The sequence below is a fragment of the Rhodococcus (subgen. Prescottella) equi genome, from assembly GCF_003013675.1.
GTDB lineage: Bacteria > Actinomycetota > Actinomycetes > Mycobacteriales > Mycobacteriaceae > Prescottella > Prescottella equi.
Genome location: NZ_CP027793.1, coordinates 326,267 through 351,801 on the forward strand (window position 1 = coordinate 326,267; position 25,535 = coordinate 351,801).

Below are 25,535 nucleotides of genomic sequence, written 5' to 3' on the forward strand. Positions count from 1 at the left end.
TGAACGCGCCGGCTTCGGAATGCGGTACCTGTGAGGTTGCTGGGCGATTCCCCGACAGGCACCGGCCGGGACCGCCATGATGAAGGCCGCACCGGACTCGAGTGTCGGCTCCGATCGAACGAAAGACCCGCACATGACGACCGTCTCTGACTCACTCGGCGCGGCGGCGGCGATCACTGCGTTGAGTGCTGCCACCCAAACACTCGACGACCTGACCGAGCTGCCTTCAACCTCGGGGCTGTACGCGTGGTGGGCGGCCCCCACCGTCCTACCGAGCCTGCCTGGTCCCGCTCACTCACGCGAGCGGAATCTACGCCTGCTTTATGTCGGGCTCGCTTCGAACCTCCGGCGCCGCATCATCAGTAACCATATGCGGCGCAGTGGAAGTTCGACCCTGCGCCGGACAGTCGCCGGGCTACTGCTGACTGAACAGGGGTATCGCACCGAGCGCACCGATCGTGTCGTGCTGATCGCCGAGGACGAGGAGCGGCTCACCGACTGGATGCGCGCACACCTGCGCTTGACCTGGTGTGAGCACGCCACCGCGCGAGCCGTCGAGCCCGCCGTCATCGGGCGGTGGGCGCCGCCGCTGAACATCGATCACACGACCGGCGCGGTACGTGAGCTCGTCAAGGCTGCCCGGACCGCCTACAACACGAGCGCCTGACGGGCTAGCCGCTATCGCGGATTGCGACATCATCTCGGCCGGCATCAGCTGGCCCACGACGCCAGAGTGATCGCTGAGTGGGAGCTCGAGCATCTCCCGGTGCCACGCAGCAAACAGGCTCGGCCCGAAGCCTGACGTGGCTTCGGGCCGAACACAGTCGAATGCGGAGCGCAGGATTAGCGGGCGGTGAAGAAGCTGGGCTTACCCGTGAAACCTGCAGATACCGACCACAGTCCGTCGGCTCCGGCAGGAACAGCGACGCAGGTGTTCCCCTCCGCGACACCGCCGGGATAGACCTCGTCCACATCGTTGAGATTATCGGGGATCACGCCGCACCTGTCGCTGTACGCCTTGTTATCCGAGCCGACGAACTTGATTGTCAGATCGACCCATGCGGTCCCAGTGTCATCACCGGTATATGTCGCCGTGACCGGCACGATCCAGAATTCCATTCCTGGCTTCGGAGCGTCGTTGAACTGGTTTTCGGCGCTGACCTCACTGCCGGCCTCGCGGGGAGTGCCGAGGACGATGTTCCAATCGTTGTTGACGACCATCGCGCCGATCGGAAGGGGGTTCTCCCGGCTGCCCATGGCGCCTTCGTTGTTGCCGCTTGTCACGGACCCACCGCCGGAGTTGGGTTCGACTGCCGACAGATCTGATTCACTGAATGCGTCGTCGACAGCATCTGTGACCACGGCGAAGAAGACGATGAAACCGACAATGGTGCCAACGACCGCGACGATAACCGCAGCAATGCTTGTGCCTTTGACTTTGCCGGATTGGCATAGCCCCACGATGCCGAGGATGAAAGCGATTGGGAGCAGGACCCACCCCACGATGAGGGCGCCAGGAATGCACGCGAAGACGAAGCCGGCCGCCGCCGTGATGACAGCAATCAAACCTATGGTGTTCTTCTGCTTCATCGGCTGCTCGGGCATCGCCGGGTAGGGGGCATATCCAGGCGGAGGCATGTTCATACTCGGGTTCTCCATCGGTGTCATGTTTCTGTCGCACGGCGAAGTCGCCTGCGCGCAGAGGGATTCAGTTCAACTTAATAGGGCATCCACCCTGAGGCTGTCCTTTTCGAGGTGAATGCTCCGAAGTATCTGCTCAGATATAAGCAGACGCCACTGACAAATGCGAAAACGCGGCCTGGATGTGAGCATCGGCCGCGCTCGATCCCTGCACCCTGCAGCGACAACACCCGCCGTTGGAGGTCGATCTCGGCTCGCGCGCTCGCGCAACGAAGTGCACGGAAGGTGACCTCCCCACTTTCGAATGGGCGATCTGAGTGGGGAGCGGCGGTGTGCAGACGAAAAGGGCAGCACAGGTGAACAAGCGAACGCGTGATGAGGGAAGCGGGGCACTCTGCGATCCTTTCGGGATCGCGGAAGCCGCAAGAGTGGGATGCACGAGTCGGCAGGTACCGGAACTCGTCAAGAGTCCAAACCGGTCATGCTGACGCGGTGCGAGGAGTTCCTACAGCACGGCGCTCGGCCGGATGATCCGGCCGAGCGCCGTGCACGAGCGGGAGATCAGGTGTCCGACGACGCCTTCTCCGGTTCGGTCGGCAACGAGCCCTCACCCTTGCCGGGATGCACGACGCCGAGTTCGAGGCCGCCGTTCGCGGACACCCTCACGATGTCCTCCGGTTCGAGTTCGCCGGACAGCAGCAGCCCGGCGAGCCGGTTGTCGAGCTCCTTCTGGATGGTCCGCCGTAGTGGCCGGGCGCCGAACTCCGGCTGGTAGCCCTTGTCGGCCAGCCAGTCGACGGCCTCCTCGGTGATGTCGAGTTCGACGTTCTGCGCGTGCAGCTGGCGTCGGGTGCCGTCGAGGATGAGCTCGATGATCTGCCGCAGCTCGGTCTGGTCGAGGCGGTGGAAGACGATGGTCTCGTCGATCCGGTTGAGGAACTCGGGCCGGAAGTGCGCCCGCAGCCGCTCCATCAGCGTCGGCACCAGGTCTTCGACGTCCTCACCCTTCGCGCCGAGGATCAGATCGGAGCCGATGTTGCTGGTGAGGATCACGATGGTGTTCTTGAAGTCGACGGTGCGGCCCTGCGCGTCGGTGACGCGGCCGTCGTCGAGCAGCTGCAGCAGCACGTTGAACACGTCCGGATGGGCCTTCTCGACCTCGTCGAACAGCACCACCGAATACGGCTGCCGCCGCACCTTGTCGGTGAGCTGACCGGCCTCCTCGTAGCCGACGTATCCGGGCGGGGCGCCGACGAGGCGGGAGACGGTGTGCTTCTCCTGGAACTCGCTCATGTCGAATCGGATCATCCGGCCCTCGTCGCCGAACACGGCCTCCGCCAACGCTTTCGCGGTCTCGGTCTTGCCGACACCGGTGGGTCCGAGGAACAGGAACGAGCCGATGGGACGGTTCGGGTCGGACAGCCCGGCCCGGGACCGGCGTACCGCCTCCGCCACCGCGGTGACGGCCTCGTTCTGCCCGATCACCCGGGCGTGCAGGACGTCCTCGAGCTTCATGAGCCGCTCGCGTTCCTCCGACGTCAGGTCTGCCACCGGGATTCCGGTCTGCCGCGACACGACGTGCGCGATGTCCTCGACGGTCACCTCCGGGGTGGTCTCCTCCGCCGTCTCGCCCAGGCGTTCCTCGGCCTCGGTGATCTGCCGCTTGAGGGCGTTGGCGCGCTCGTAGTCCTCCTGCCCGACGGCGGAGTCCTTCTCCCGCTTGAGCCGGGCGATCTCCTCCTCCGCGGCACGGGTGTCGACGTCGGGTGTGCGGGTGCGCAGCCGCACGCGGGCCCCGGCCTGGTCGACGAGGTCGATTGCCTTGTCGGGCATGAACCGGTCGGTGATGTAGCGGTCGGACAGTTCGGCCGCCGCGACGAGCGCCTCGTCGGTGTAGTGCACCTGGTGGTGCGCCTCGTAGCTGTCGACGAGACCGCGCAGGATCTCGATGGTGTCGTCCACCGACGGCTCCGCGACCAGCACCGGCTGGAAACGGCGTTCGAGCGCGGCGTCCTTCTCGATGTGTTTGCGGTACTCGTCGATGGTGGTGGCGCCGATGGCGTGCAGCTCACCGCGGGCCAGCGCCGGCTTGAGTAGATTGCCGGCATCCATCGCACCCTCGCCGCCCGCTCCGGCGCCGACGATGGTGTGCAGCTCGTCGATGAACAGCACCAGTTCATCCGAGTGCGCCTTGACCTCGTCGAGAATCTTCGTCAACCGCTCCTCGAATTCACCGCGGTACTTGGTGCCCGCGACGAGCGAGCCGACGTCGAGCGCCACGACGCGTCGGTCGGTGAGCGTCGACGGCACGTCGCCGTTGACGATGCGCTGCGCGAGACCTTCCACGATCGCGGTCTTGCCGACACCGGGATCGCCGATGAGGACCGGATTGTTCTTGCGGCGGCGGGACAGGATCTCGATGGTCTGCTCCACCTCCTTGGCGCGCCCCACCACGGGGTCGACGTTGCCGGCGCGGGCCTCGGCGGTGAGGTCGCGGCCGTACTCGTCGAGCGTCGGCGTGGAACTCGGCGGCGCCGACGACTTCTCGCCTTCGATGGTGGCGCCGAGCAGCGCCTTGCCGGCGGGGCTCTCGGAGTTCGCGGCGATGCCGATCAGGATGTGCTCGGGGCCGATGTAGCTGCTGCCGGATTCGCTGGCCTGCTGCTGCGCCGTCCGGAGTGCGAGCTTGGCCGCCGGACTGAGGCTGGGTGCACCGGGTGTCGTCTTCGGCGTGCCGTGCTTGTCCAGGTGCGCGGCCATCTTCGACGCCAACTCGTCCGGGTCCAGATTGATGCTGCTGAGCACGCCACGCGTCGGATCGTTCTGCGCCGCCGCGTACAGCAGGTGCTCGGGGGTGATCTCACTGTTCCCCCATTCGCTCGCCGCGTCGCGCGCGGTGGCGATGAGGCGCCGGGCGTCGTCGTTGAGCAACCGCCCGAGATCGACGCGCTGCACCGGGGGCTGGGACGACAGTCCCGATCCGAAGAACCTCGCGAAAATGTCGTCGAAGGGACTGTCCATGCGTCCCCAACCTTCGGTCATGTCCTATCCTCCAAATCTCTGCACACAGCTATCTGGTTCGGACTCGTCCGCACTCTCGGTGGACTCACCCTCAACCTTGCGGCCACCGTGAGGGAATGTAAAGAGTCTTCGTACCCCGTCGCCGGCGCCGGCCGTCGACGACGACCGAAAGGGTTTGCGCCGCATGGCGACAATCAGCACGCCACCCGAACGGGCGTCCAGGGTTCGGAATCCGAGACTGTTGCGTGATGCCCAGGCCGGTGCGTTGGTCGAGGCGTTCGTCGTCATCGGGATCCTCACGATCCTCGTCACACGCGCCTACCTGCACGCGACGGGGTACCCCCAGATCGGTGGTTCCACGCTGCACATCGCGCACGCGCTGTGGGGCGGCCTCGGCATGGTCGTCGCGCTCGTGGTGGTCTTCTCGTTCCTGGGCGCGCTGCCGCGGATGGTCGCGGTGGTGGCCGGCGGCATCGGTTTCGGGCTGTTCCTCGACGAGGTCGGCAAATTCGTCACCCAGACCAACGACTACTTCTTCCAGCCCTCCGTCGCGATCATGTACGTCGTCGTCGTGGCGCTGCTGTTGGTCAACCGCTGGATCCACGACAACCGCACGCAGTCCGCGGCGGAAGACCTCGCCAATGCCGCCGGCACCGCAGCGGACGGCCTGATCCACGGCCTCACCCCGGAGCGTCTCGCGCGGGCGCGGCGGCAGTTGCGGCGGGCTGCGGCGGCGGGCGTCGACCCGGGCGCGATCGCGGGCGTCGAGGACCTGCTGTCGCGGTGCGCGCCGCGCCGCAACGGGCGGCTCGACGCCACCGGAACGTGGCTGCGCGTGCACCTCTCCCGAGTGTTCGACGGCCCGCGCGCGGTGTGGGTTGCGGCGGTCGCTCTCGCCCTGTTCTCCACGGCCGGCGTGGTCAATGCGATCGTCACGCTCGCCGAGGATCTCGAGGGCGGTACCGGCACCGACATCACCACGATCGGTCAGATGTGCGGGTCGACCGTCGCGTTCGTGCTGTGCTGGGTCGCGATTGCCCGACTGCGCGGCGGCCGGATCTGGCCGGTGCGGATGCTCCGGATCGCGGCGCTCGTGACGATCCTGCTGACGGAGATCTTCAACTTCGTCGCCGAGGAGTTCGGCGCGCTCATCAACGTCGCGGTGGGCCTGAGCGCGCTGGTGGTGTTCTCGCGCCGCATCTCGGTCCTCGAACGCGAACAGGTCGAATTGTCCGAATGACGACGCGGGCGAACCAATCTCACCCGCCGTCCCCGCCTGGACGGCCGTCGTCGCCTAACGTAGAAGCCGTGAGCAATCCGAGTCCTGCGTCGCACTGGCCTGCCGTTCTGACGTGGCGTGCCCACTCCGCGCCCCGCATGGAGTCCGTGCGCGTGCAGATGAGCGGGAACCGGATCAAGGCCACGGGCCGCATCGTCGGTGGCGCGTGCCCCGAACATCCCGCGTTCAGCGCGTCCTACGACCTGGTGACCGACGAGAACGGGGTCACCCGCCGACTGTCGCTGCACACCGCCCTCGCCGCGGGGGAGCGGCACATGTCGATCAGCCGCGACGAGGAGGGCGTCTGGATGGTCGAGACCGGCACCACGCACCTGCGGTCCGGATTCGCCGGAGCCAAGGACGTCGACGTCGTGCTGAGCCCGTTCTTCAACACCCTGCCCATCCGCCGCTTCGGCCTGCAGCACGAGTCCGAGGACATCCAGGTCCCCGTCGTGTACGTCAATCTGCCCGACCTCGCGGTGCAGGAGGCCTCGCTCACCTACAGCAGCGGCGCCGACGGCATCCATGTGCTCTCGCCGGTGTCGTCGTCGTCCATCAAGGTCGACGCGGACGGTTTCGTGCTCGACTACCCGGGACTGGCCGAACGGATCTGACGGGTCACCCCGCCGCGGCACAGTCGCTTTCCGTCGGAATCACACACGGGTTCCCCGGTTCACACATGTGTTCGCTGCCGAGAGCGTGTGTGAACCCTGCAAAGGGGGTGTGATCCGCCTGACGGGCGAGAGGTCAGCCCACCGCGAGCGCGCAGGCCAGGGCCGCGGACTCCGCGGGGTGCGACCCGTGCCCGCCGGCCGTGGTCGGCAGCCCGATCACCTGGATCCCGATCGGATCGCCCTCCACCCCCGGTGCCGGTACCGAGATGGCCGGAATGCCGAGCGCGTTGAACGGGATGCACATGCGCAGCAACGGGGTTCGGGCCACCGCCGGATCCGCCGAGAGCGCCTGCTCCTGGGAGACCGCACGCAGAGGGGTGGTCGCGGTGACCAGTGCGTCCAGCCCCAGCTCGCCGCGAAGCCGGGAAAGCGCTTGGCGGCGAAGGCGTTCGATGGTGCGGGCGGCGTGCAGGTACTCGACGGCGGGGCGATCCTTCTGTGCGTCAAGCAGCGCGGCGGTGGCCGGTTGATACCGCTCGGGTGCGTGCTCGAACCACTGCCGGTGCGTCTCGTACGCCTCCGAACCCGTGATGATCGGGTACGCCGCGAGGAACTGCTCGGTCTCGGGCAGTTCGACGTCCAGTACCTCGGCGCCCGCGTCCACCAGCGCCCGGCAGGCGGCGTCGACGGCGGCCGCGATCGCCGGATCCGCCACGTCCCAGTTGGCGCCGCGCAGCCGGCCCACCCGCAAACCGGCGACCGGGGTACGCACGTGCGCGATGCCGGGCAGTGCACCCCACGCGAGCGAGACGTCCAGCACGTCGGCGGCCAGTAGACCGATGTGGTCGAACGTCGTCGACAGCGGGAACGCCCCCGACGTGGGGAGCGCGTCGAAGCTCGGCTTCATCCCGACGATGCCGCACAGCGACGCGGGAGTTCTTGTGCTGCAGCCGGTGTCGGTGCCGATCGCGATTGGGACGACGCCCTTGGCGACCAGTGCCGCCGACCCCGACGACGAGCCGCCCGGGACGAGGTTCGGGTCGTGCGGGTGTGCGGCCGGACCGGAGGCGTTGATCGCGCCCGTCGGGCCGTACGCGAACTCGTGCAGGTGCGTCTTGGCGACGACGATCGCGCCGGCTTCCCGCAGGCGCGCGACGATCCGGGCGTCGTTCGCGGCCGGCGGGGCGTCGGCGAGTACCGCGCTACCGCAGCGCGTGGGCATCCCGGCGACGTCGATGTTGTCCTTCACGGCCACCGCGATGCCGTGCAGCGGGCCGATCCAGTCGCCGGCGGCGATCGCCTCGTCCGCCCGCGTCGCGGCGGCGAGCGCGGCGTCGTCGTTGCGGGCCGCGACAAGGTTCTCCCACGGCGTGCCGAGCAGCCCGTCGAGGGCGTCGAGCGTCGCGCGGACGTGTTCGGTGGCGGACATCTCGTTCTTGGCGAGCAACTGGGCGACGTCCCGCAGCGTCGGCATGCTCACGGCCGCAACATCCCGCCGCGGCGTCCGGCGTCGCGCAGTCGCTCGCGCCAGTTCTCGGACCCGGGTTCGATGCCGGTGATCGTCCAGCGTTCGCGGTCCTCGTAGCGGCGACGGGCCTCGAAGCCGGGCCCGACGAGCCCCGCCAGGGTGCCGTGATCGGCCAGTTCGGCGCGCGCCCGGGTGAGGACGTCCAGCGTCTCGTCCAGCGCGTTCAGCAGCGCGTCCCGGTTGCCCTCGCACATCGCCCGCACCAGGGCCGGCGCGCTGCCGGCCACGCGGGTGCCGTCGCGGAACGACCCGGCGGCCAGTCCCAGCGCCAGATCGCCGCCGGCCGCGCCGGACAGCGCGAGCGCCTCGGCCAGCACGTGCGGCAGGTGCGAGATCCGTGCGGCGGCGGCGTCGTGCTCGACGGACTCGGCGGGCACCACCACCGACCCGCAGTCCAGCGCCAGCCGCACCACCTGCGACCACACCTGCGGGTCCACCCCGTCGTCGGCGCTCACCACCCACACCGCGTCGCGGAACAGTTCGGCGTCGCCGGCCTCCCACCCGGACTCGCTGGTTCCGGCCATCGGATGCCCGCCGACGAACCGGTCCTGCAGACCGTGCCGGGCGACCGCCGCGGCCACCTCGGCCTTGACGCTGACGACGTCGGTGACCGGACAGTCGGGGGCGTGCTCGGCGATGGCCGCGAGCGTCGCGTCGACGGCCGGCATCGGCACCGCGACCACGATCAGGGCGCGCGCGGCCCGGGCTCGGCGCAGCACCGCGGTCAGGTCGGTGTCGGCGTCGAACCCGTCGGCGCGTGCGGCGCCGACGGTGGGTGCGGACCGGTTCCATCCCCAGCCGTCGCGGCCGGCGGCGACGGCCGCGCGGAGCAGCGATCCACCGATCAAACCCAGGCCGAGAATGCAGACGGGCGGTGCGGAGACGGCATCAGACACCACATCAGGTTGGCACATTCGTCGCTGGACTTCTGTTACCGGCACCGCGCGGGCTACCGTTGCGCGCATGGGTGCACAGCGCGCGAACAACAACAGCGCCTCCGCAGGCTCGATGGAGGATCTGGACGGCTTCGGTATCGCCGTCGTCCGTGAGGAAGGCCGCTGGAAGTGCACCCCTTTGACGGGCGATGCGCTCACCAGTCTGCGGGTCGCGGAGAAGGAACTGCTCGAGCTTCGCAGCTCCGGTGCCGTGTTCGGTCTGCTCGACGTCGACGAGGAGTTCTTCGTCATCGTCCGGCCCGCGCCCGCGGGCACTCGGCTGCTCATCTCCGACGCGACGGCGGCCATCGACTACGACGTCGCGGCCGATGTCCTCGACGCCCTCAACGTCGAGATCCCGGACATCGACCCGGACGAGCTCGACGACGTCGAGCCGTGGGAGGAGGGCGACCTCGGCCTGCTCTCCGACCTGGGCCTGCCCGACGCGGTGCTCGGTGTGATTCTCGCCGAGACCGACCTGTACCCGGACGAGCAGCTGACGATGATCGCGCAGCGCTGCGGTTTCGAGTCGGAGTTGTCGGCGGCGCTCGACAAGCTTCCCCGCTGACCGCCCGGCGTCCGGCGTGACCCTGCAAGACGACGAGCGGATGATCCGCGCCGCCCTGTCCGCGGCGGCCGCGGCCTCGGATGTCGACGTTCCGGTGGGCGCCGTGGTGTTCGACGCGGACGGCGTCGAACTCGCGCGTGCCGCGAACGCGCGGGAAGCCACGGGCGACCCGACGGCGCACGCCGAGATCCTGGCCCTGCGCGCGGCGGCCCGCGTGCACGGCGACGGCTGGCGTCTCGAGGGCGCGACCCTGGCGGTGACGTTGGAGCCGTGCACCATGTGCGCGGGTGCGCTGGTGCTCGCCCGCGTCGAGCGGGTGGTGTTCGGGGCATGGGAACCCAAGACCGGCGCGGTCGGTTCGCTGTGGGACGTGGTGCGCGACCGCCGACTCACCCATCGCCCCCAGGTGCGCGGCGGGGTGCTCGAGGGCGAGTGTGCGGGCATTCTCGAAAGTTTCTTTCAGGGCCAGCGTTGATGTCCTGACCAGGTGTAATGGCTGTTTTTCGGCGTTCGGCGGACGAAGTTCCCCGGCACGATTGCGCAGATCGTGGTGTCGTGGAGGTAGGTGCTCGTGTGGCACCGGGACCGCATGGTCATTCACAGATTCACGGAGGTGACTCGTGGGAATCGGAGACAAGGCCCAGAACAAGGCTCAGGACCTCGGTGGCAAGGCCAAGGAGGCTGCCGGCAAGGCAACCGACGACGAGGATCTGAAGAACGAAGGCAAGGGCGATCAGGTGCAGTCCGCCGTCAAGGACGCGGGCGAAAAGGTCAAGGACGCCGCCTCGACGGTCAAGGACAAACTCACCGGAAAGTAGTGCTGACCAGCCGATTTCTTGCTGAACGCTGACTCCGGTACAGTTCTCGGCGGTGGCGTGTCCGAGCGGCCGAAGGTGCAGCACTCGAAATGCTGTGTACGGTAACCCCGTACCGAGGGTTCAAATCCCTCCGCCACCGCCAAAGAGCCTCCCATCTGCTTGCAGGTGGGAGGCTTCTTTTGTTTCGGTTGGCGGTCGCGCGCGTCAGCTCAGGGCCGCGAACAGGTTGAGCTCGCTCATCGAGCCGTTCTCGCTGACGAAGAGGTCGACGAAGCTGCCGAAGGCGAAGCCGAGCAGGTCGAGCGCGGACAGAGATCCCATGTGATTACCCCTTGGACGAATGCGATTGGACTGCAACGAGTGCCGAGACCGAACGGTCGACCGTTCCGGAACGTGGCAGGTTGCGACATGAAGCTAGCTGCCGCGCCCTCCGCTTGTCGTCCCGAGACCTGATGAAGGAGCGGGTGATTCGGAGTTCTTGACGCATCGATTGAGTCCGTCAACTTCACCCGATCGACAGCGCATGTGATTCGGGACACGGTAAGTCCCGGTGGTCGGGAACTTCCCGCAGGCCCCGATGTGATCGACGTTACTTTTCGGACCGAATTGCCGGTTTCGTGGAAGGGGCGTCATGTCAGGACGAGTAGCCGGAAAGGTCGCGTTCGTCACCGGTGCGGCCCGGGGGCAGGGGCGCAGTCACGCGCTCCGGCTGGCGGAGGAGGGCGCCGACATCATCGCCCTCGACATCGCGGACGGTATCGACACCGTCACCCCGCTCTATCCGCCCGCCACCGCCGAGGACCTTGCCGAGACGGTGCGCGGGGTCGAGGCCCTCGGACGTCGGATCGTCGCCGAGAAGGCCGACGTCCGCGATTTCGACGCCGTGCGCGCGGTGGTCGACCGCGGTGTCGCGGAGCTGGGCCGCATCGACGTCGTGGTGGCGAACGCCGGCATCTTCATCAGCGGCGAACCCGCACACCGGATCACCGAGGCCGAGTGGGACGACGTCCTCGACGTCAACCTCAAGGGCGTCTGGCACACGTGCAAGGCCGCCATCCCGCACCTGATCGAGCAGGGTGACGGCGGATCGATCGTCATCACCAGTTCCACCGCCGGGCTCAAGGGTGCGGCTCGTACCGCCGCCTACGGGGCCAGCAAGCACGCCGTCGTCGGACTGATGCGCACCCTCGTCGGCGAACTCGGCGGGCACCGTATCCGGGTCAACACCGTCCACCCGGGCGCGACGGACACCGACATGATCATCAACGACCGCTGTTTCGGGCTCTTCCTGCCCGGCGTCGAACACCCCTCCAAGGAACAGGTGGCCCCGTTGTTCGCGGGCGCCAACGCGATCCCCGTGCCGTGGGTGGAGCCGGTGGACGTCTCTCATGCCGTGCTGTTCCTGGCCTCCGAGGAGGCGCGGTACGTCACCGGCACCGAACTCAAGGTCGACGCCGGATTCACCACCCGCTGAAAGTGAAGGAGTCTCGATGACAATGCAATTGGAGTCTCCGGAGGTGGACGACGCCGCCGTCGCAGCGGTGGCGCAGCAATGGCTGACCGGGTTCGCGGAGTTGCTCCGTGCGGGTACGGGAGCCGAGGCGGTTCTGCACACCGATCTGTGGTGGCGCGACCTGCTGGCCTTCACCGGCGACCTGCGCAGCCTGCACGGCGCCGAGAGGATCGGTGCCGTGCTCGACGTCGGCCGCGCACAACAGGTCTCCGGCGAGCGGCTGGATCCGGCCGCGCCACCGGTCCTGCTCCCCGGCGCGGCCGGTGCCGGTTCGATCCAACTGTTGTTCCGCTTCGACACCCGGCTCGGGCACGTGCGTGGCGTCGCGCGCCTGGTGGTCGACGGCGGCGCGTGGCGGGCCCGGAACCTGCTCACCGCGCTCGACTCGCTGGCCGGGCGCGAGGCGGCGATCGGCACCCGACGGCCGGAGGGCACCGAGATGCCCGCCGATCGGGTCGAGTACTGGTCGGCGCGCCGGGAGCGTGAGCTCGACTGCCGTGACGGCGATCCCGACGTTCTGGTGATCGGCGCGGGACACTCGGGTCTGGCCCTCGCTGCTCAGCTCGGCGTGCTGGGGGTGCGGACGCTGCTGGTCGACCGGTCCGATCGGGTCGGTGACAACTGGCGCAGTCGGTACGACTCGCTGGTGCTGCACGACGCGGTCTGGTCGAACCACCTCCCGCTGCTGCCGTTCCCGGCGAACTGGCCGGTGTTCACGCCCAAGGACAAGATGGGGGACTGGCTCGAGATCTACTCCCGGGCGATGGAACTCGACGTCTGGAACAGCACCGAGGTCGTGGAATCGACATTCGACCCGGACCGTCGGCGGTGGACCGTCGTCGTGGACCGCGACGGGACCCGGCGCACCCTGCACCCGCAGCACGTGGTGCTGGCCACCGGGCTCAGCGGCACCGAACCGGTGATGCCCGCGTTCCCCGGTGCCGACGATTTCGCCGGGGAACTGCTGCATTCGAGCGCGTACCGAACCGATCCGGCGCGACGTGGTACCCGGGTGGTCGTGATCGGTACCGGCAACAGCGGCCACGACATCGCCCAGGACCTCCAGGAGGCCGGGGCCGAGGTCACGCTGGTCCAGCGCGGTCCCACGCACGTGGTCAGCGGGCAGGCGCTGGCGCGGCAGGCGCGCCGCAGGTACGCCGAGCACATTCCCACCGAGGTCGCGGATCTGCTCGACGCCGCCACTGCCCGGCTGGATCCGCAGTTCGTCGCCGGACTGCGGATGGGTGTGGGCATGCTCGCCGAGCACGATCGCGAAATGTTGGACGGGCTCACCGCCCGCGGTTTCACGCACGACGGCGGACCGGACGGGACCGGCGTGATGATGCTGTTCCTCACCCGCAACGGCGGCTACTACATCGACGTGGGTGCCTCGCCGATGATCGTGGACGGTCGGATCGGGCTGGTCTCCGGGACGATCGAGCGGCTCGACGCGGACGGACTGGTGATGTCGGACGGCACCCGCGTCCCGGCCGACACCATCGTGTGCGCCACCGGGTTCCGCGGCATCCTCGACACCGCGCGCCGGGTGCTCGGTGACGCGGTCGCGGACGCCTGCGGACCGGTCTGGGGGCTCGACGACGAGGGCGAGCTGCGTTCGGTGTGGCGGCGCTCCGGCCACGACCGGTTCTGGATCCACGGCGGCAATTTCATGCTGGTGCGCAATTACAGCAAGTACCTGGCGCTGCAGATCCAGGCGGACCTGGCGGGCGTCGACCTGCCCGCGCTCGGCTGTCGTGTTTGATCGAGGTTCGACGGGACCGACAGTGGGAGGACGTTCGATGACAGGCAAGCAGGCACGGCTCGATCTGGAGACCGCGAGGCGCGCGGCGGACGCGGCGATCGCGGCGGCCCGGGAGGGCGGCAACCGGGTGAGTGTCGCCGTCGTGGACACCCGTGGCCACGACCTGCTGGTGGTCCGCGACGACGGCGCCGCGTGGTTCACCGCCGGGGTGGCGCGGGCCAAGGCCGCCACGTCCGCGCTGATCGGCATCCCCACCACCGCCTACTCGGGGCTCGCCGACGCACATCCCGCGCTCGCCGACCTGATCGACAGCCAGGCCGCGCAGTCCCTGACGACCCTGCCCGGTGGCCTGCCCTTCGTAGTGGACGGTGACGTGGTCGGCGGCATCGGCGTCAGCGGCGCCCAGCCCGACGAGGACGTCAGCTACGCGAAAGCGGGCCTGGCCGCAGGCTGATCCGGCTGCCCGCCCTCGGTTCAGCGTCCGGTCGCGCCGTCGATCAGTTCGCGGAGGATGTCGACGTGACCGGCGTGCCGGCCGGTCTCCTCGATCATGTGGGTCAACGCCCAGCGGACACCCGGGGCGTGGTCGTTGGGCGTCGGTCGCGGGACCGGCGCCCCGAGGTCGGTGCATTCGTCCAGGACGAGGTTCGCTTCCCGGGTGGCATTGCGGTAGCGGGTGGCGACGTCGGCCACGGCAGCGGTGGGCGGCACGTGAAACGTCTTCTTCCAGTTGGTGACTCGTTCGCCAAGGAAGACCGAGCGTTCGACGAACGTCAGGTGGTTCAGCAGACCGAGCAGATTCGTGCCCGACGGCACCGCGGCGGTCCGGACCTGCGGTTCGGGCGCACCCTCGACCTTGGTGAGCACGGACGCCCGAAGGTAGTCGAGGAAGGCGCGCAGGGTCTCGGACTCGCTGTTCCCGGCGTGAGGGGGCGGGGTGTCGGCGCGTCGCGCGATGCGTGAGGTCGGCATGGTCTCTCCTTCGTCGCTGACTCGGTCGCCCAGTCTGGCCGCGCACTGGACGGTTCGGCACGAGAACTTGCGGTTCTGGCAACCTGATCGGATGGACCCCGTAACGGAGGACGTACTCGGCGCGGTCGGGCCCCGGCTGCGTGCGCTGCGGCGTCAGCGCGCCATCACGCTCGCCGAGCTCGCCGCGGAGACCGGCGTGTCGGAGAGCACCCTGTCCCGCTTGGAGAGCGGGCAGCGCCGGGCCACACTGGAGTTGCTGCTCCCTCTGGCCCGCACCTACGACGTGCCGTTGGACGATCTCGTGGGCGCGCCGCGCACGGGAGACCCGCGGATCCATCTGAAACCGATCACCCGATCCGGGATGGTGTTCGTCCCGCTCTCCCGACGGCCCGGTGGGGTGCAGGCCTTCAAGATGATGATCCCGGCGCAGCCGTCGCCGCCCGTGCCCGCGCCGAAGCGGCACGAAGGATTCGAGTGGCTCTACGTCCTCGACGGACGCCTGAGGCTGGTGGTCGGCGACCGGGACGTGACGCTGCCGGCCGGCGAGGCGGCCGAATTCGACACCGCCCTGCCGCACTGGCTGGGCAGTGCCGACGGCGGCGCGGTCGAGTTGCTCATCCTGTTCGGGATGCACGGAGTGCGGGCCCATGTTCGCTCCGATCGGCTCGGGCCGACCCGCGGGGCGCCGACGCCGAGAAATCCGGAAGGGTAGGAACGTCCGGTTTCCGGATGCGAGTGCGAATCGCGGTGCAGCGCGGCAACGGCCCGTTGCCGATAGCCTTGGACGGCATGGACAGGCCTACGCGACCGCTGCTGCAGTTGCGTCTGGCCGCCGCCGGGTACCGCTTTCGGGAAAGCCTGTTCGCGCTGCCGACGGTGCTCGTTGCGGTGGGGGTGGCGCTCGCGGAAGCCACCGCCTATCTCGATCGCGCCCTGGACGACGACGGCCCCGTCGGATGGGGCGTGCAGATGAACAGCAACGGCGCGACATGGTTGCTCAGCACCGTGGCGGGCGCAACGATCACCACGGCCGGCGTGGTCTTCTCCCTGACCGTCGTCAGTCTCCAACTGGCCAGCAGTCAGTTCTCGCCCCGCGTGATGCGTTCGTTCATCCGTGATCGGGTGAGCCAGACGGTCATCGGAATGTTGGTGGCCACGTTCGTCTTCTGTGTGCTCACGTTGCGGCACATCAGCGGCAACGCGACCGATCCCGCACCGCGGATTCCGCTGACCACAGCGCTGATCCTCACGGTGGGCACCGTCGTGCTCATCATTGCGTACCTCGGGCGGCTCGCCCGGGGGCTGCAGGTCGGCGAGGTCGTGCGCACCATCGCCGCCGAGGCGGACGGCGTGATCGGCGCCGCCTCCCACGCCGCCCAGAGGGAGACCACGGGTGCGACGGTCCCGGACATTCCGGAAGGAAAGCCGCAGTTGATCGTTCGAGCGGTTCGCGACGGATGGGTCACGCAGGTACCCACCGAGCAGATCCTCGCCGCGGTCCCCGCCGCAACCGTGGTGCGACTGGAGACGCGGACCGGCGCGTACATCCACCGCGGCGAGGTGCTGCTGCGCGTGTCGCCGATCCCGCGACGAGACGACCGGGTGCGGCGGCGGCTCGAGTCTGCGGTCGATATCGCCGACAGCCGCACCATGCAGCAGGACGTCGACTTCGCGCTGCGTCAACTGGTCGACATCGCGCTACGCGCTCTGAGTGCGGCGATCAACGACCCGACCACTGCCACAGAAGTGGTGCTGCGGCTGGGCAGTCTGCTGCGGACGCTTCTGGTCACGGACATGCCGCCGGTCGCGGTGTCGGGCCGGGACGGCCGCACGCTCCTGCGACCGTGGTTGCTGTCCCCGCCTGAGTACGTCGACCACGCCTTCGACCAGATACGGCAGGCGTGTCCGCGTCAGCTGCACGTCGCCGTCGCGCTCGCCCGAGTGCTGCGCATGCTGATCGACCACGTCACCGAATGCGGTCGCCGCGAACATGTCCCGTCTCTGCGTCGGCAGCTGCGGTTGCTGGTGGACGGGGTGAGCGCGGAACCGGGGCTCCACCCGGAGGATCTGCAGCGGTTCCTCGCTGTGGCCGAGTCGACCGTCGACCCGGCCGAACACGACACATCGAACTGAGGAGTGCGAATCCGATGTCCAACCTGCCAGCTGCGGTGCTCTTCGATATCGACGGCACCCTGGTCGACTCGAACTACCTTCACGCGGACGCGTGGCACCGTGCATTCGTGGACGCGGGACTGACCGTGCCCACGTGGCGGATCCACCGCGCCATCGGCATGGACGGCTCCACCCTGATCCGTGACCTGTGCCCCGGTATCGACGATGCCACCGCCGATCGTGTGGACGAACTGCACTCGCGTTTCTACAAGAACGAGGCGGATCAGTTGCGCCTGCTGCCGGGGGCGCGGGAGATCCTCGAGCAGTTGCACGACAGTGGCCTGCGAGTGGTGTTGGCAACGTCCGCGCCGGCTGACGAGTTGGCCATCCTGCGTCGGCTGCTCGACAGTGAATCCGTGCTGTACGCGGTCACGAGTGGAGAGGACGTCGACACGGCGAAGCCCGACCCCACCATCGTGAAGATCGCCCTCGAACGTGCCGGAACCGAATCCGGCAGAGCAGTTTTCGTGGGCGACAGTGTCTGGGACATGCGTGCGTGCCAGGCTCTGGGGGTGCCCACCGTGGGTGTATTGAGCGGCGGGATCTCGCGCGGGGAACTGACCGAGGCGGGCGCCGATCACTGCTGCGACGACGTCGACGCGCTGCGCCGCGAACTCGACCGCAGTCCGTTGGGCCGCCTGCTCTGACGTGGCGCCACGAGCCAGAGGTCTGTTGCCAAGCGGGACCTCCCTGGGTCCGGTATACGGGAAGTATGACGTCTGCACATTCGCTGTCGGTCATCGTGCCCACCTTCAACGAGGAGAACTACATCGGCGCATGCTTGGAGGCGCTGCTCCGGTCCGAGGACGATCTTCACGAGGTTCTGGTCGTCGACAACAACTCCACCGACCGCACCGTCGAGATCGTCGAGCGGATCGCCGCGTCCCACCCCGTCGTCAAGTTGGTCCGTGAGGCCACTCCCGGCGCGGTGCACGCCCGCAACACCGGCTTCGACGCCGCCACCGGCGACATCCTCGGCCGCATCGACGCAGACACCCGCGTCGGCGAAGGGTGGGCGCGGATTGTTCTCGACTACTTCGCTCGACCCGACACCCAGGCGGTGGGTGCCGTGACCGGGCTGAGTAATTCGTATGACTCGCCGTACCGGGGGCTCAAAGGTTGGTACCTGCGTCGCCTCGTGTCGAAGGGTGTGCTCGGCAACGAGCAACGGATTCGGAATCTGCACGGCGCCAACATGGCTCTGCGCCGCACCACCTGGGAACAAGTGAAGTCGGCGACGAGCGTCGATTCCGACGTCCACGAGGATGCCGACCTGGCGCTGTGCATCTGCGACGCCGGCGTCGAGATCGTCCAGCTGTCGGAGCTGTGTGCGGATCTCTCACCCCGCCGGGCACTGACCCCGCCCCGCGAGTTCTCGGACTATCTGCGGGCCGGTATCAAAACCCTCGAACGGCACGACGCCATGACGCCCCAGCACCGCCGGCTCCTGCGCCTGCACTGGTTCACCCACCTCGGCGCCTACCTGGCATACCGTCCATACGATCCGGATCGGCAACGGTTCACTCTGCGCCGCTTGATCTTCGGCGGGCCGCCTCGCACGATGCCGGTCTCCGCCGCCGTGGCGTAGCCCCGGTCGGTTTACCTGTCGGCGCCGCCGGGTAACTCCCGAAGATGACAGCTCGCGACGACCGACAAGCCGCGCGCCCGACCGGGCGTGCGGCAGAAGAGGTGGTCGAGCCGGAATCACCGGACGACCTCACCAAGCGTTCCTGGATGTACGTGTTGCGCAAGACGGCGCGCGAGTTCGGCACCGACCAGTGCACGGACCTCGCCGCAGCGCTCACCTACTACGCCGTTCTGGCGCTGTTTCCGGCGCTGCTCGTGATCGTGTCGCTACTCGGTGTCTTCGGCCAGGGGCAGCGCACGGTGGACGCGGTGATGGAGATGGTCGGGCAGCTCGGCCCCACCAATGCCGTGGACACGCTGCGGGAGCCCGTCGAGCAACTGGTCGCGGCCCCCTCCGCCGGGATCGCGTTGGTCATCGGTGTCCTCGGTGCGCTGTGGTCGGCCTCCGGCTATGTGGGCGCCTTCGCCCGGGCGATGAACCGCATCTACGAGATCGAAGAGGGCCGGCCGATCTGGAAGCTTCGCCCGCTCATGTTCGTGGTGACTGCGTTCTGCCTCGTGGCTGTCGGCGCGTCCGGCTTGATGCTGGTGATCAGCGGACCGGTCGCCCGCTCCGTCGGGGACGTTCTCGGACTGGGTGACGCGGCCGTGACGGCATGGGACATCGCCAAGTGGCCGGTGCTGCTCCTCGTCGTCGGCGTCCTCGTGGCGGTGCTGTACTACGTGACGCCCAACGTGTCCCAGCCGAAGTTCCGCTGGATCAGCCCCGGCGCGGCCATTGCGATCGTCGTCTGGATCGGGGCGTCGGCGCTGTTCGCCGTGTACGTGTCGAACTTCGCCAGCTACAACAAGACGTACGGTTCGCTGGCCGGTGCGGTGGTGTTCCTGCTGTGGCTGTGGATCACCAATCTCGCGCTGCTCTTCGGGGCCGAATTCGACGCAGAGCTCGAGCGTGGCCGGGAACTGCAGGCGGGACTTCCCGCGGAGAAGTCCATCCAACTGCCGCCCCGCGATACGCGCGACATCGAGAAGCGCGAGAAACAGCGCAGCAAGGACGTCGAGGACGGTCGCCGCCTTCGGCTCTCCCACTCCGCGGCCTCGCCGACACAAGGGAAGGAAAGTGACGATGCCTGACGCGATGGGTCCTGGAGAAGCCGACCCGCACGAATTGTCCACAGCCCAGCTGACCGAGCGCCTCGCCGGCCAGGTCTCGACGCTGGTCCGCACGGAAGTCGCCAGCGCCGTCGAAGAGGTGAAGGCCAAGGGCACCCGGATGGGAATCGGTGTCGGGATATCCGGTGCCGGCCTGATGTTGATCTATCTCGGTGTCGGGGCGCTCATCGCCACCGCCATCCTGGGGTTGGCGACTGCGGTCGCCCCCTGGCTGGCGGCGTTGATCGTCTCCCTGGTGGTGCTGGCCGTCGGGGGAATTCTCGCCGCAGTGGGCGCTGCGCGCGCCAAGAACGCCGCACCCCCCGTGCCCGCCGACACCGTCGACAGCGTCCGCCGCGACGTACAAGCTGTGAAAGGAACAGTGCGATGACCGGACCCGGAGACAGCGACGAATCGCAGATCGACGTCGAACGGCAGCGCGCCGAACTCGCCGAGACGTTCGAGGAACTCACCCACCGGGTGGATGTGCCGGCACGGACCAAGGTAGCGGTCCACGAGAAGTCCGACGCCGCGGTCGAACTCGCCCGCCGGAGAGCACCTGCCCTGGCCGTCGTGGCCGGTGTGGGCGTCGTGCTGATCTTCCTGGGCGCTGTGCGCAGGAGACGCCGACGGCGGCACTGAACCGGCCGTACAGCTGGGCCCCCGGCGATCTCGCCGGGGGCCCAGTGCCGTGAATCCGAGGTCGGAAGCTTAGACCGGGTTCTCCACGGAGGTGTTCAGCTGGAAGCCGGCGGAGCCGACGCGCAGACCCAGGTTGAGGATGACGGCGAAGAGATCGTTGACACTCAGCATTTCGATACTCCCTGTATGACAGTGGAACTGAACCGAATGGACGGCTCGAAACTTATCAACCTTTTGGTTCGGTTTCACGGCGGGGTTCCATCGGCGATGGTCTCGGGCACGGAAGGCGACGTCTCCCTCGCATTCGATTTCGGTCATTCCCCAGTCCGGGCGCAGTTCGCGGTGATATTCGTCCGTCGTGAGCGACGGTGCGGATGTGGTGGTGACCTCGGGCCGCAGCCTGGCGGGCCGCGTAGCACGATGTTCGGAGCCCTCGAGAGGTCGAACCTGCAAGCGGGACGTCCACCCGCCGGAGACCGTCGAGGCTCTCTACGAAGCCGCGCGGCGGTCCACGACCTGGCAACCGTGATCCGCGTCGGATTGTGTGCCGGGTTGTCCCGTAGGCTTCCGATGCAGCTTGGTTGGTGAACCTCGGGAGTAACACGTGGCACAGAAGGTAATTGTCGAGCTCATCGATGATCTTGATGGTGAGCCCATCGATGCCGGCGGCGAAACGATCAGCTTCGCGGTCAACGGCGTCGAGTACACCATCGACCTCAACGACAAGAACGCCACCGAGTTCCATCGCAAGATGGACTACTACATCCGGCACGCGAGCAAGGTCGGCGGTCGTCAGAAGCCCCGCGCCGCCGCCACCCCCTCGACCGACGGTGCGAGCACCCAGGAGATCCGCGAGTGGGCGTCCCGCAACGGCTTCGCCGTGTCCACCCGCGGACGCATCTCGCGTGAGATCGCCGAGGCGTTCGCGGCCGCGCACTGACCCATGACCACCGTCAGTGACAACGAGGCGGCGAACGCGGCCGCTCCGGATGCCGATCCGCAGACGATCGAACCCGCGCCCACCGCGCCGGCGGCCGACGACGCCGCCGATCAGGCCTCCGACTACTCGCACGGCGACCCGATCCGGGTGTTCCTCTACGACATCCCGAACGACGGCGGCGAGTGGACCGCCCGCTACGAGCAGGGCATCACGCGGATCCGCGCCAAGAAGGTGAGCCCCGGGGTCTACCTGGACCTGCTGCACCGGGTGTTCCCCAAGCACGAGGTGCTCGTCAAGGGCGAACTGCTCAGCGTCAAGAACCGGCCGCACCCCGACGACCCGAAGGTCCTCACCGAGGTCACCCTCCTCGTGTACCTCGCGACCGAGGTTGCGCTGTTCAAGGCTTTCCTCGCCTGGGCCGGCGGCGATGTGGCGCCGATCCGGATCACACCCGACAAGCTCGACGACGTGGCCCGCAAGATCCACAACGACGTCTACCGCATCCACCTGTTCAAGCAGCGCCTCGTGACCGCGGGGATCGAGGATCCGGCGGAACTCGACGAGGACGTCGCGCGCCCGCTCGAGGTCATCAAGAGCGAGATCGACGCCATCCAGGATCTGCGGATCTCGGTCAAGCGGTATCGCGACCGGGTGGTCCAGGCCAAGCGCGAACGCGTCGTGAAGGAGAGCCAGAACCTCGTCGGCAACATCGAGATGGCCACGTGGGACTCGGTGCAGCGTCGCGAGGAGATGGTCGTGATGCGTGAGTGGGTGGACAACCAGCAGCGCGTCCTGCCGATCGGCAAGGCCGTCAAGCTGACCTGATCCCCGTACGTAAGCCGCGCAGGGCCGCTCCGATCTCGATCGGGAGCGGCCCTGCTTCGTTGGGCCCGGGGGTCGGTTGCAGGGGTGCGCGATCACCACCCTCGGGTGTATGCTTGCCGACAAGCAAGTAAATTGGAGGGTGGCTGTGACGAGCCTGTTCGACGACGACGAAGTGTCCCGGCTGCGGGTCGCGCTCGGCCGCATCTCGCGGCAGGTCGATCGCCAGACGTCGGCCGGTGAACTGACCAAGACGCAGTTCTCGATCCTGACGACGGCGGTGCGGCGGGGACCGATCCGGGCCAGTGAAATGGCCGAGATCGAGACCCTCAACCCGACGATGCTCTCGCGCATGATCGGCAAGATGGAGGCCGCCGGGCTGCTGATGCGTTCGGCGCACCCCGACGACGGTCGCGCCGTGGTGGTGGCCGCCACCGCGGAGGGGATTGCCCTGCATGCCGAGTTGCGTGACAAGCGGACCCGGCTGTTCGCCGAGTACCTCGGCCAGCTTCCCGAGACGGAGACCCGTAACCTGCTCGACGCCCTACCCGCCCTCGAGGCGCTCGGCGAACGGATGTGTCAGGCCCGGGCCACGGCCCGCTCATGACGGCGGCCGCGAAACTCGGGCGCCAGACCTTCGCCGCGCTGGCCAATCGCAACTACCGGCGTTTCATCGGCGGGCAGGGCATCTCGCTCGTCGGCACCTGGATGCAGACCGTCGCGCAGTCCTGGCTGGTCCTCGAGCTCACCGGATCCGGTACCGCGATCGGTGTCGTCGTCGCGCTGCAGACCCTGCCGATCCTGCTCCTCGGCCCGTACGGTGGCGTCATTGCCGACCGGACGGACAAGCGCCGCTTGATGATCGGGCTGCAGTCCATCATGGGTGTGCAGGCGCTGCTGCTCGGCATCCTCACGATCACCGGCACCGTGCAGTTGTGGCACGTCTACGTGCTGGCGCTGCTGCTCGGGCTGAATCAGTGCTTCGAAAACCCTGCGCGGCAGTCGTTCCTGCTCGAAATGGTGGGCCCGGAGGATCTGCGCAACGCGGTCAGCCTCAATTCGACCCTCGTCAGTGTGTCCCGCATCGTCGGGCCCGCGGTGGCCGGTGTGACCATCGCGGCGGGCGGCCTGGGCGTGTGCTTCCTGATCAACGCCGCCAGCTTCGTCGCGGTGGTCAGTTCGCTGTTGCGGTTGGATACTTCGGCGCTGCATCGATCCGCTCCGGCGGAGCGGGCCCGTGGTCAGCTGCGAGAGGGGCTGCGCTACGTGCGCGGTAACCGGAACCTCGCGGTGCCGCTGCTGATGATGGCGTTCATCGGCTGCCTCGCGTTCGAGTTCCAGGTGGTGCTCCCGATCGTCGCCGACCAGACCTTCGGTGCGGGTTCGCAGGCCTACGGTTTCATGACGGCCGCGATGGGCATCGGCTCGGTGTGCGGCGGTCTGCTCGTCGCGACCTGGGGGAGGACCGGAACGCGGGTACTGATCGTGGCCGCAGCCGCCTTCGGGTTCGCGCTCGTCGCGGCCGCCGCGGCTCCGACGCTCGCCCTGGAACTGGTTGCGCTGGCGCTCGTCGGTGCGGTGAGCATCGCGTTCAACTCGACCACCAACAGCACGCTCCAACTCGAGGCCGACCCGCAGATGCGGGGCCGGGTCATGGCGCTGTGGTCCACCGCGTTCATGGGGTCGACGGCGATCGGGGGTCCGATCGCCGGTTGGGTCAGCCAGCAGTGGGGTGGGCGCGCCGGTCTGCTGCTCGGCGCGATCACCTGCCTCGTCGTGGCGCTGGTCGCGTGGATCGTGATCGGCCGCGGCAAGGACGTGACCGCCCGGACCGAGCCGATAACCGAGGACCCGGAGGAGCACACCGTCGAGAACCCGGTGGTCTCCGAGGACCCGACACTGACGGACGCCGAGGCACGACGCCGGGCGGCTTGACCTTCGACCTGCTCGAAACTTCATGATGTCCGGGTGAGTGCATCCGGGCCAGACGACCTCGTCACCATCGGTGTCTTCGCGCGGGCCTGCGGGCTGACCCCGAGCGCGCTGCGGTTCTACGACGACAGCGGACTGCTCTCGCCCGCGCACATCGACCCGGTGACGGGCTACCGGTACTACAGCACGACCCAGCGCGACCGCGCCGCGACCATTCGACGGTTGCGGGAGATCGGCGTCCCGCTCGAGGCCGTGACACGGATCCTCTCGGCCGATCGGGTCGAGGCCGCCCGCGTGCTCGACGAGCACGTCCGCCTTCTGCACGAGCGCGCCGCCACGGCCGCCGCCGTTGCCGCGGAGCTGAAGGCCTCGCTGCCGGTGCAGGATCGTGGGAGTGCCGTGACCCTGTCGGCGCGTCTGCTCGCGGAGGCCGTCCGGCAGGTGCGGCGTGCCGCGGCCGCCGAGGCGGAGTTCCCGATCCTCACGGGGATCCTGATCGAGGTCGGCGACGGCGCCGTCGTGCTGACGGCCACCGACCGCTACCGGCTGTCCACCCGGAGCCTGCCGGCTCACACGCCCGACCGTGCTTGGACGGGCGTGGTGTCCGCGTCCGAACTCGACGCGATCGGCGCAGCCCTGAGCCCCGACGCTGCGGCGATCCTGCGTCCCGATTCCGGTGCCGTGGACATCGCCACCCCCGGCCTCTCTGCCCGGTTCGCTGTGCTGGAGGGCGAGTACCCCGACTACCGGACGATGCTCGACGCGTTGCCTCCGGCCCGTACCCGGGTGGTCACCCGCCGCGACGAGTTGTTCGCCGTCGCCGAAGGCCCGGCGGACGACACCGTCCGCCTCGTCGGCGCGTCCGGACAACTGACGGCGAGTGTGCGGGACGGTCCGCCGCAGGCGGTGGCGGCCCGTGTCGACGGACCCGACGTGACCCTGACCTTCCGTCGTGGAAACCTGCTGGCCGCGTTGGAAACTGCCGTCGGCCCGGACGTCATGCTCGACATCTCCGCCCCGGACCTGCCCGTCGTGTTCCGCTCCGCGACCGACGGCGACCTCACGACGCTTGCGATGCCGACCGCGTCGGACATCTAGAGCGACAGGACGATTCCCATGACCGCACCCGACCCGACGATGGACGCCATCACCCGAGCGGTGACCGTCGGCCGCGACGGCGACGCCGAGGCCGCGAGATCGGCGCTGGTGGAGCTGTGGGCCGAGATCACCCCGATCGGGGATCCCTTCCACCGGTGCACGCTCGCGCACTACCTCGCCGATCTGCACGACGATCCGGCGCAGGCGCTGGTGTGGGACGTCCGCGCGCTCGACGCGGCCGATGCCCTCACCGACGACCGCGCCCGGCAGCACCACGCGAGCCTGGAGGTGCGCGGGTTCTACCCGTCGCTGCACCTCAACCTGGCCGACAACTTCCGCCGTCTCGGCTCCTTCGATGCCGCGCGTGCGCACCTCGATGCCGCCGCCGGGTACCTCGATGCGCTCGGCGCCGACGCGTACGGGGCGATGATCCGGGCGGCACTCGACGAGGTCGCCGCCGACATCGGCCGCGGATCCACCGCCCGCCGGGCGTCGGCGCCGGGATCGTAACTGTGGCGCATCCACCGCCCCGCTCATAG

Annotated in this window: 27 protein-coding genes and 1 tRNA gene; 23 read left to right on the forward strand and 5 right to left on the reverse strand. The window is 68.5% G+C overall.

From position 1 onward, the window contains the following. Nucleotides 1-133 precede the first annotated feature (133 nt). Nucleotides 134-667 carry a GIY-YIG nuclease family protein gene (locus C7H75_RS01425; protein ID WP_064058555.1) on the forward strand — a complete coding sequence of 178 codons (534 nt, stop codon included), beginning with the start codon at nucleotides 134-136 and terminating at the stop codon, nucleotides 665-667. 176 nt (nucleotides 668-843) lie between these two features. Here C7H75_RS01425 and C7H75_RS01430 read toward each other — a convergent pair whose 3' ends face one another. Beyond that, on the reverse strand, nucleotides 844-1,605 hold the full coding sequence (locus C7H75_RS01430) for a hypothetical protein (protein WP_081263898.1): 762 nt from the start codon (nucleotides 1,603-1,605) through the stop codon (nucleotides 844-846). Nucleotides 1,606-2,202: 597 nt separating this feature from the next. Then, nucleotides 2,203-4,683: an ATP-dependent Clp protease ATP-binding subunit gene (locus C7H75_RS01435; protein WP_106850855.1), complete on the reverse strand. Its 2,481-nt coding sequence runs from the start codon at nucleotides 4,681-4,683 to the stop codon at nucleotides 2,203-2,205. Nucleotides 4,684-4,846: 163 nt separating this feature from the next. Between C7H75_RS01435 and C7H75_RS01440 the strand changes: the two genes are divergently transcribed. Beyond that, entirely contained in the window at nucleotides 4,847-5,902 is a 1,056-nt protein-coding gene (locus tag C7H75_RS01440; RefSeq protein ID WP_081188080.1) for a hypothetical protein, read from the forward strand. A gap of 68 nt (nucleotides 5,903-5,970) precedes the next feature. Continuing rightward, nucleotides 5,971-6,555 carry a putative glycolipid-binding domain-containing protein gene (locus tag C7H75_RS01445; RefSeq protein ID WP_080559291.1) on the forward strand — a complete coding sequence of 195 codons (585 nt, stop codon included), beginning with the start codon at nucleotides 5,971-5,973 and terminating at the stop codon, nucleotides 6,553-6,555. 133 nt (nucleotides 6,556-6,688) lie between these two features. On the opposite strand, the gene C7H75_RS01450 is transcribed toward C7H75_RS01445, so the two are convergent. Then, nucleotides 6,689-8,035 carry an amidase gene (locus tag C7H75_RS01450; protein WP_394342292.1) on the reverse strand — a complete coding sequence of 449 codons (1,347 nt, stop codon included), beginning with the start codon at nucleotides 8,033-8,035 and terminating at the stop codon, nucleotides 6,689-6,691. Next, the gene (locus C7H75_RS01455) at nucleotides 8,032-8,997 is read right to left on the reverse strand and encodes a prephenate dehydrogenase (RefSeq protein ID WP_106850857.1); all 966 of its coding nucleotides are present in this window, start codon (nucleotides 8,995-8,997) and stop codon (nucleotides 8,032-8,034) included. Before C7H75_RS01455 ends, C7H75_RS01450 begins: the two co-directional genes overlap by 4 nt. A gap of 49 nt (nucleotides 8,998-9,046) precedes the next feature. Between C7H75_RS01455 and C7H75_RS01460 the strand changes: the two genes are divergently transcribed. From C7H75_RS01460 to C7H75_RS01490, 7 genes are all read left to right on the forward strand, one after another. After that, nucleotides 9,047-9,586: a tRNA adenosine deaminase-associated protein gene (locus C7H75_RS01460; protein WP_005516190.1), complete on the forward strand. Its 540-nt coding sequence runs from the start codon at nucleotides 9,047-9,049 to the stop codon at nucleotides 9,584-9,586. A gap of 16 nt (nucleotides 9,587-9,602) precedes the next feature. Beyond that, the gene (locus C7H75_RS01465) at nucleotides 9,603-10,061 is read left to right on the forward strand and encodes a nucleoside deaminase (protein WP_005516189.1); all 459 of its coding nucleotides are present in this window, start codon (nucleotides 9,603-9,605) and stop codon (nucleotides 10,059-10,061) included. A gap of 145 nt (nucleotides 10,062-10,206) precedes the next feature. Next, nucleotides 10,207-10,404 (forward strand): CsbD family protein, encoded by a 198-nt coding sequence (locus tag C7H75_RS01470; RefSeq protein WP_005516188.1) that lies wholly within the window; start codon nucleotides 10,207-10,209, stop codon nucleotides 10,402-10,404. Nucleotides 10,405-10,455: 51 nt separating this feature from the next. After that, nucleotides 10,456-10,546, forward strand: a tRNA-Ser gene (locus tag C7H75_RS01475). A 489-nt stretch (nucleotides 10,547-11,035) separates the two neighbouring features. Beyond that, nucleotides 11,036-11,878 (forward strand): mycofactocin-coupled SDR family oxidoreductase, encoded by an 843-nt coding sequence (locus C7H75_RS01480; RefSeq protein ID WP_005516186.1) that lies wholly within the window; start codon nucleotides 11,036-11,038, stop codon nucleotides 11,876-11,878. 16 nt (nucleotides 11,879-11,894) lie between these two features. Further along, entirely contained in the window at nucleotides 11,895-13,679 is a 1,785-nt protein-coding gene (locus tag C7H75_RS01485; protein WP_106850858.1) for a flavin-containing monooxygenase, read from the forward strand. Between the two features lie 37 nt (nucleotides 13,680-13,716). Continuing rightward, nucleotides 13,717-14,133: a GlcG/HbpS family heme-binding protein gene (locus C7H75_RS01490; RefSeq protein ID WP_005516182.1), complete on the forward strand. Its 417-nt coding sequence runs from the start codon at nucleotides 13,717-13,719 to the stop codon at nucleotides 14,131-14,133. 20 nt (nucleotides 14,134-14,153) lie between these two features. On the opposite strand, the gene C7H75_RS01495 is transcribed toward C7H75_RS01490, so the two are convergent. Beyond that, on the reverse strand, nucleotides 14,154-14,651 hold the full coding sequence (locus tag C7H75_RS01495; protein WP_106850859.1) for a DinB family protein: 498 nt from the start codon (nucleotides 14,649-14,651) through the stop codon (nucleotides 14,154-14,156). A gap of 91 nt (nucleotides 14,652-14,742) precedes the next feature. On the opposite strand from C7H75_RS01495, the gene C7H75_RS01500 reads away from it, so the two are divergent. The 13 genes from C7H75_RS01500 to C7H75_RS01560 all read left to right on the forward strand — a co-directional run bounded on the left by C7H75_RS01500 (nucleotide 14,743) and on the right by C7H75_RS01560 (nucleotide 25,506). Beyond that, on the forward strand, nucleotides 14,743-15,363 hold the full coding sequence (locus tag C7H75_RS01500; RefSeq protein ID WP_022593549.1) for a helix-turn-helix domain-containing protein: 621 nt from the start codon (nucleotides 14,743-14,745) through the stop codon (nucleotides 15,361-15,363). A gap of 77 nt (nucleotides 15,364-15,440) precedes the next feature. Further along, entirely contained in the window at nucleotides 15,441-16,784 is a 1,344-nt protein-coding gene (locus C7H75_RS01505) for a DUF2254 domain-containing protein (protein ID WP_175271895.1), read from the forward strand. 14 nt (nucleotides 16,785-16,798) lie between these two features. Continuing rightward, a complete protein-coding gene (locus C7H75_RS01510) occupies nucleotides 16,799-17,470 on the forward strand; it encodes an HAD family hydrolase (protein ID WP_022593553.1) in 672 nt (223 codons plus the stop codon). Between the two features lie 65 nt (nucleotides 17,471-17,535). After that, nucleotides 17,536-18,411, forward strand: a complete 876-nt coding sequence (locus tag C7H75_RS01515; protein WP_106850860.1) for a glycosyltransferase family 2 protein — start codon at nucleotides 17,536-17,538, stop codon at nucleotides 18,409-18,411. Nucleotides 18,412-18,455: 44 nt separating this feature from the next. Beyond that, complete coding sequence (locus C7H75_RS01520) at nucleotides 18,456-19,544, forward strand: YihY/virulence factor BrkB family protein (RefSeq protein WP_013414587.1); 1,089 nt, start codon at nucleotides 18,456-18,458, stop codon at nucleotides 19,542-19,544. Further along, nucleotides 19,537-19,953 carry a phage holin family protein gene (locus C7H75_RS01525; protein WP_013414588.1) on the forward strand — a complete coding sequence of 139 codons (417 nt, stop codon included), beginning with the start codon at nucleotides 19,537-19,539 and terminating at the stop codon, nucleotides 19,951-19,953. The genes C7H75_RS01520 and C7H75_RS01525 overlap by 8 nt, the downstream gene beginning before the upstream one ends. After that, a complete protein-coding gene (locus C7H75_RS01530) occupies nucleotides 19,950-20,204 on the forward strand; it encodes a DUF3618 domain-containing protein (protein WP_064066966.1) in 255 nt (84 codons plus the stop codon). Before C7H75_RS01525 ends, C7H75_RS01530 begins: the two co-directional genes overlap by 4 nt. A 604-nt stretch (nucleotides 20,205-20,808) precedes the next feature. Beyond that, nucleotides 20,809-21,144 carry a histone-like nucleoid-structuring protein Lsr2 gene (locus C7H75_RS01535; protein ID WP_005516168.1) on the forward strand — a complete coding sequence of 112 codons (336 nt, stop codon included), beginning with the start codon at nucleotides 20,809-20,811 and terminating at the stop codon, nucleotides 21,142-21,144. A gap of 3 nt (nucleotides 21,145-21,147) precedes the next feature. Continuing rightward, nucleotides 21,148-21,969 carry a hypothetical protein gene (locus tag C7H75_RS01540; protein ID WP_005516167.1) on the forward strand — a complete coding sequence of 274 codons (822 nt, stop codon included), beginning with the start codon at nucleotides 21,148-21,150 and terminating at the stop codon, nucleotides 21,967-21,969. A 145-nt stretch (nucleotides 21,970-22,114) separates the two neighbouring features. After that, nucleotides 22,115-22,573, forward strand: a complete 459-nt coding sequence (locus tag C7H75_RS01545; protein WP_022593567.1) for a MarR family winged helix-turn-helix transcriptional regulator — start codon at nucleotides 22,115-22,117, stop codon at nucleotides 22,571-22,573. Then, entirely contained in the window at nucleotides 22,570-23,901 is a 1,332-nt protein-coding gene (locus C7H75_RS01550; protein WP_005516165.1) for an MFS transporter, read from the forward strand. The genes C7H75_RS01545 and C7H75_RS01550 overlap by 4 nt, the downstream gene beginning before the upstream one ends. Before the next feature lie 33 nt (nucleotides 23,902-23,934). Continuing rightward, complete coding sequence (locus C7H75_RS01555; protein WP_106850861.1) at nucleotides 23,935-24,996, forward strand: DNA polymerase III subunit beta family protein; 1,062 nt, start codon at nucleotides 23,935-23,937, stop codon at nucleotides 24,994-24,996. Between the two features lie 18 nt (nucleotides 24,997-25,014). Beyond that, entirely contained in the window at nucleotides 25,015-25,506 is a 492-nt protein-coding gene (locus tag C7H75_RS01560) for a hypothetical protein (protein WP_084870684.1), read from the forward strand. Nucleotides 25,507-25,535 lie beyond the last annotated feature (29 nt).

What these genes read in the sequence shown, in the direction of transcription:
- C7H75_RS01425 (WP_064058555.1), top strand. Translation starts at nt 134, where the DNA reads ATGACGACCGTCTCTGACTCACTCGGCGCGGCGGCGGCGATCACTGCG.
- C7H75_RS01430 (WP_081263898.1), bottom strand. Translation starts at nt 1,605, where the DNA reads ATGCCCGAGCAGCCGATGAAGCAGAAGAACACCATAGGTTTGATTGCT.
- C7H75_RS01435 (WP_106850855.1), bottom strand. Translation starts at nt 4,683, where the DNA reads ATGACCGAAGGTTGGGGACGCATGGACAGTCCCTTCGACGACATTTTC.
- C7H75_RS01440 (WP_081188080.1), top strand. Translation starts at nt 4,847, where the DNA reads ATGGCGACAATCAGCACGCCACCCGAACGGGCGTCCAGGGTTCGGAAT.
- C7H75_RS01455 (WP_106850857.1), bottom strand. Translation starts at nt 8,997, where the DNA reads ATGTGCCAACCTGATGTGGTGTCTGATGCCGTCTCCGCACCGCCCGTC.
- C7H75_RS01460 (WP_005516190.1), top strand. Translation starts at nt 9,047, where the DNA reads ATGGGTGCACAGCGCGCGAACAACAACAGCGCCTCCGCAGGCTCGATG.
- C7H75_RS01480 (WP_005516186.1), top strand. Translation starts at nt 11,036, where the DNA reads ATGTCAGGACGAGTAGCCGGAAAGGTCGCGTTCGTCACCGGTGCGGCC.
- C7H75_RS01485 (WP_106850858.1), top strand. Translation starts at nt 11,895, where the DNA reads ATGACAATGCAATTGGAGTCTCCGGAGGTGGACGACGCCGCCGTCGCA.
- C7H75_RS01490 (WP_005516182.1), top strand. Translation starts at nt 13,717, where the DNA reads ATGACAGGCAAGCAGGCACGGCTCGATCTGGAGACCGCGAGGCGCGCG.
- C7H75_RS01495 (WP_106850859.1), bottom strand. Translation starts at nt 14,651, where the DNA reads ATGCCGACCTCACGCATCGCGCGACGCGCCGACACCCCGCCCCCTCAC.
- C7H75_RS01500 (WP_022593549.1), top strand. Translation starts at nt 14,743, where the DNA reads ATGGACCCCGTAACGGAGGACGTACTCGGCGCGGTCGGGCCCCGGCTG.
- C7H75_RS01505 (WP_175271895.1), top strand. Translation starts at nt 15,441, where the DNA reads ATGGACAGGCCTACGCGACCGCTGCTGCAGTTGCGTCTGGCCGCCGCC.
- C7H75_RS01510 (WP_022593553.1), top strand. Translation starts at nt 16,799, where the DNA reads ATGTCCAACCTGCCAGCTGCGGTGCTCTTCGATATCGACGGCACCCTG.
- C7H75_RS01515 (WP_106850860.1), top strand. Translation starts at nt 17,536, where the DNA reads ATGACGTCTGCACATTCGCTGTCGGTCATCGTGCCCACCTTCAACGAG.
- C7H75_RS01520 (WP_013414587.1), top strand. Translation starts at nt 18,456, where the DNA reads ATGACAGCTCGCGACGACCGACAAGCCGCGCGCCCGACCGGGCGTGCG.
- C7H75_RS01525 (WP_013414588.1), top strand. Translation starts at nt 19,537, where the DNA reads ATGCCTGACGCGATGGGTCCTGGAGAAGCCGACCCGCACGAATTGTCC.
- C7H75_RS01530 (WP_064066966.1), top strand. Translation starts at nt 19,950, where the DNA reads ATGACCGGACCCGGAGACAGCGACGAATCGCAGATCGACGTCGAACGG.
- C7H75_RS01540 (WP_005516167.1), top strand. Translation starts at nt 21,148, where the DNA reads ATGACCACCGTCAGTGACAACGAGGCGGCGAACGCGGCCGCTCCGGAT.
- C7H75_RS01550 (WP_005516165.1), top strand. Translation starts at nt 22,570, where the DNA reads ATGACGGCGGCCGCGAAACTCGGGCGCCAGACCTTCGCCGCGCTGGCC.
- C7H75_RS01560 (WP_084870684.1), top strand. Translation starts at nt 25,015, where the DNA reads ATGACCGCACCCGACCCGACGATGGACGCCATCACCCGAGCGGTGACC.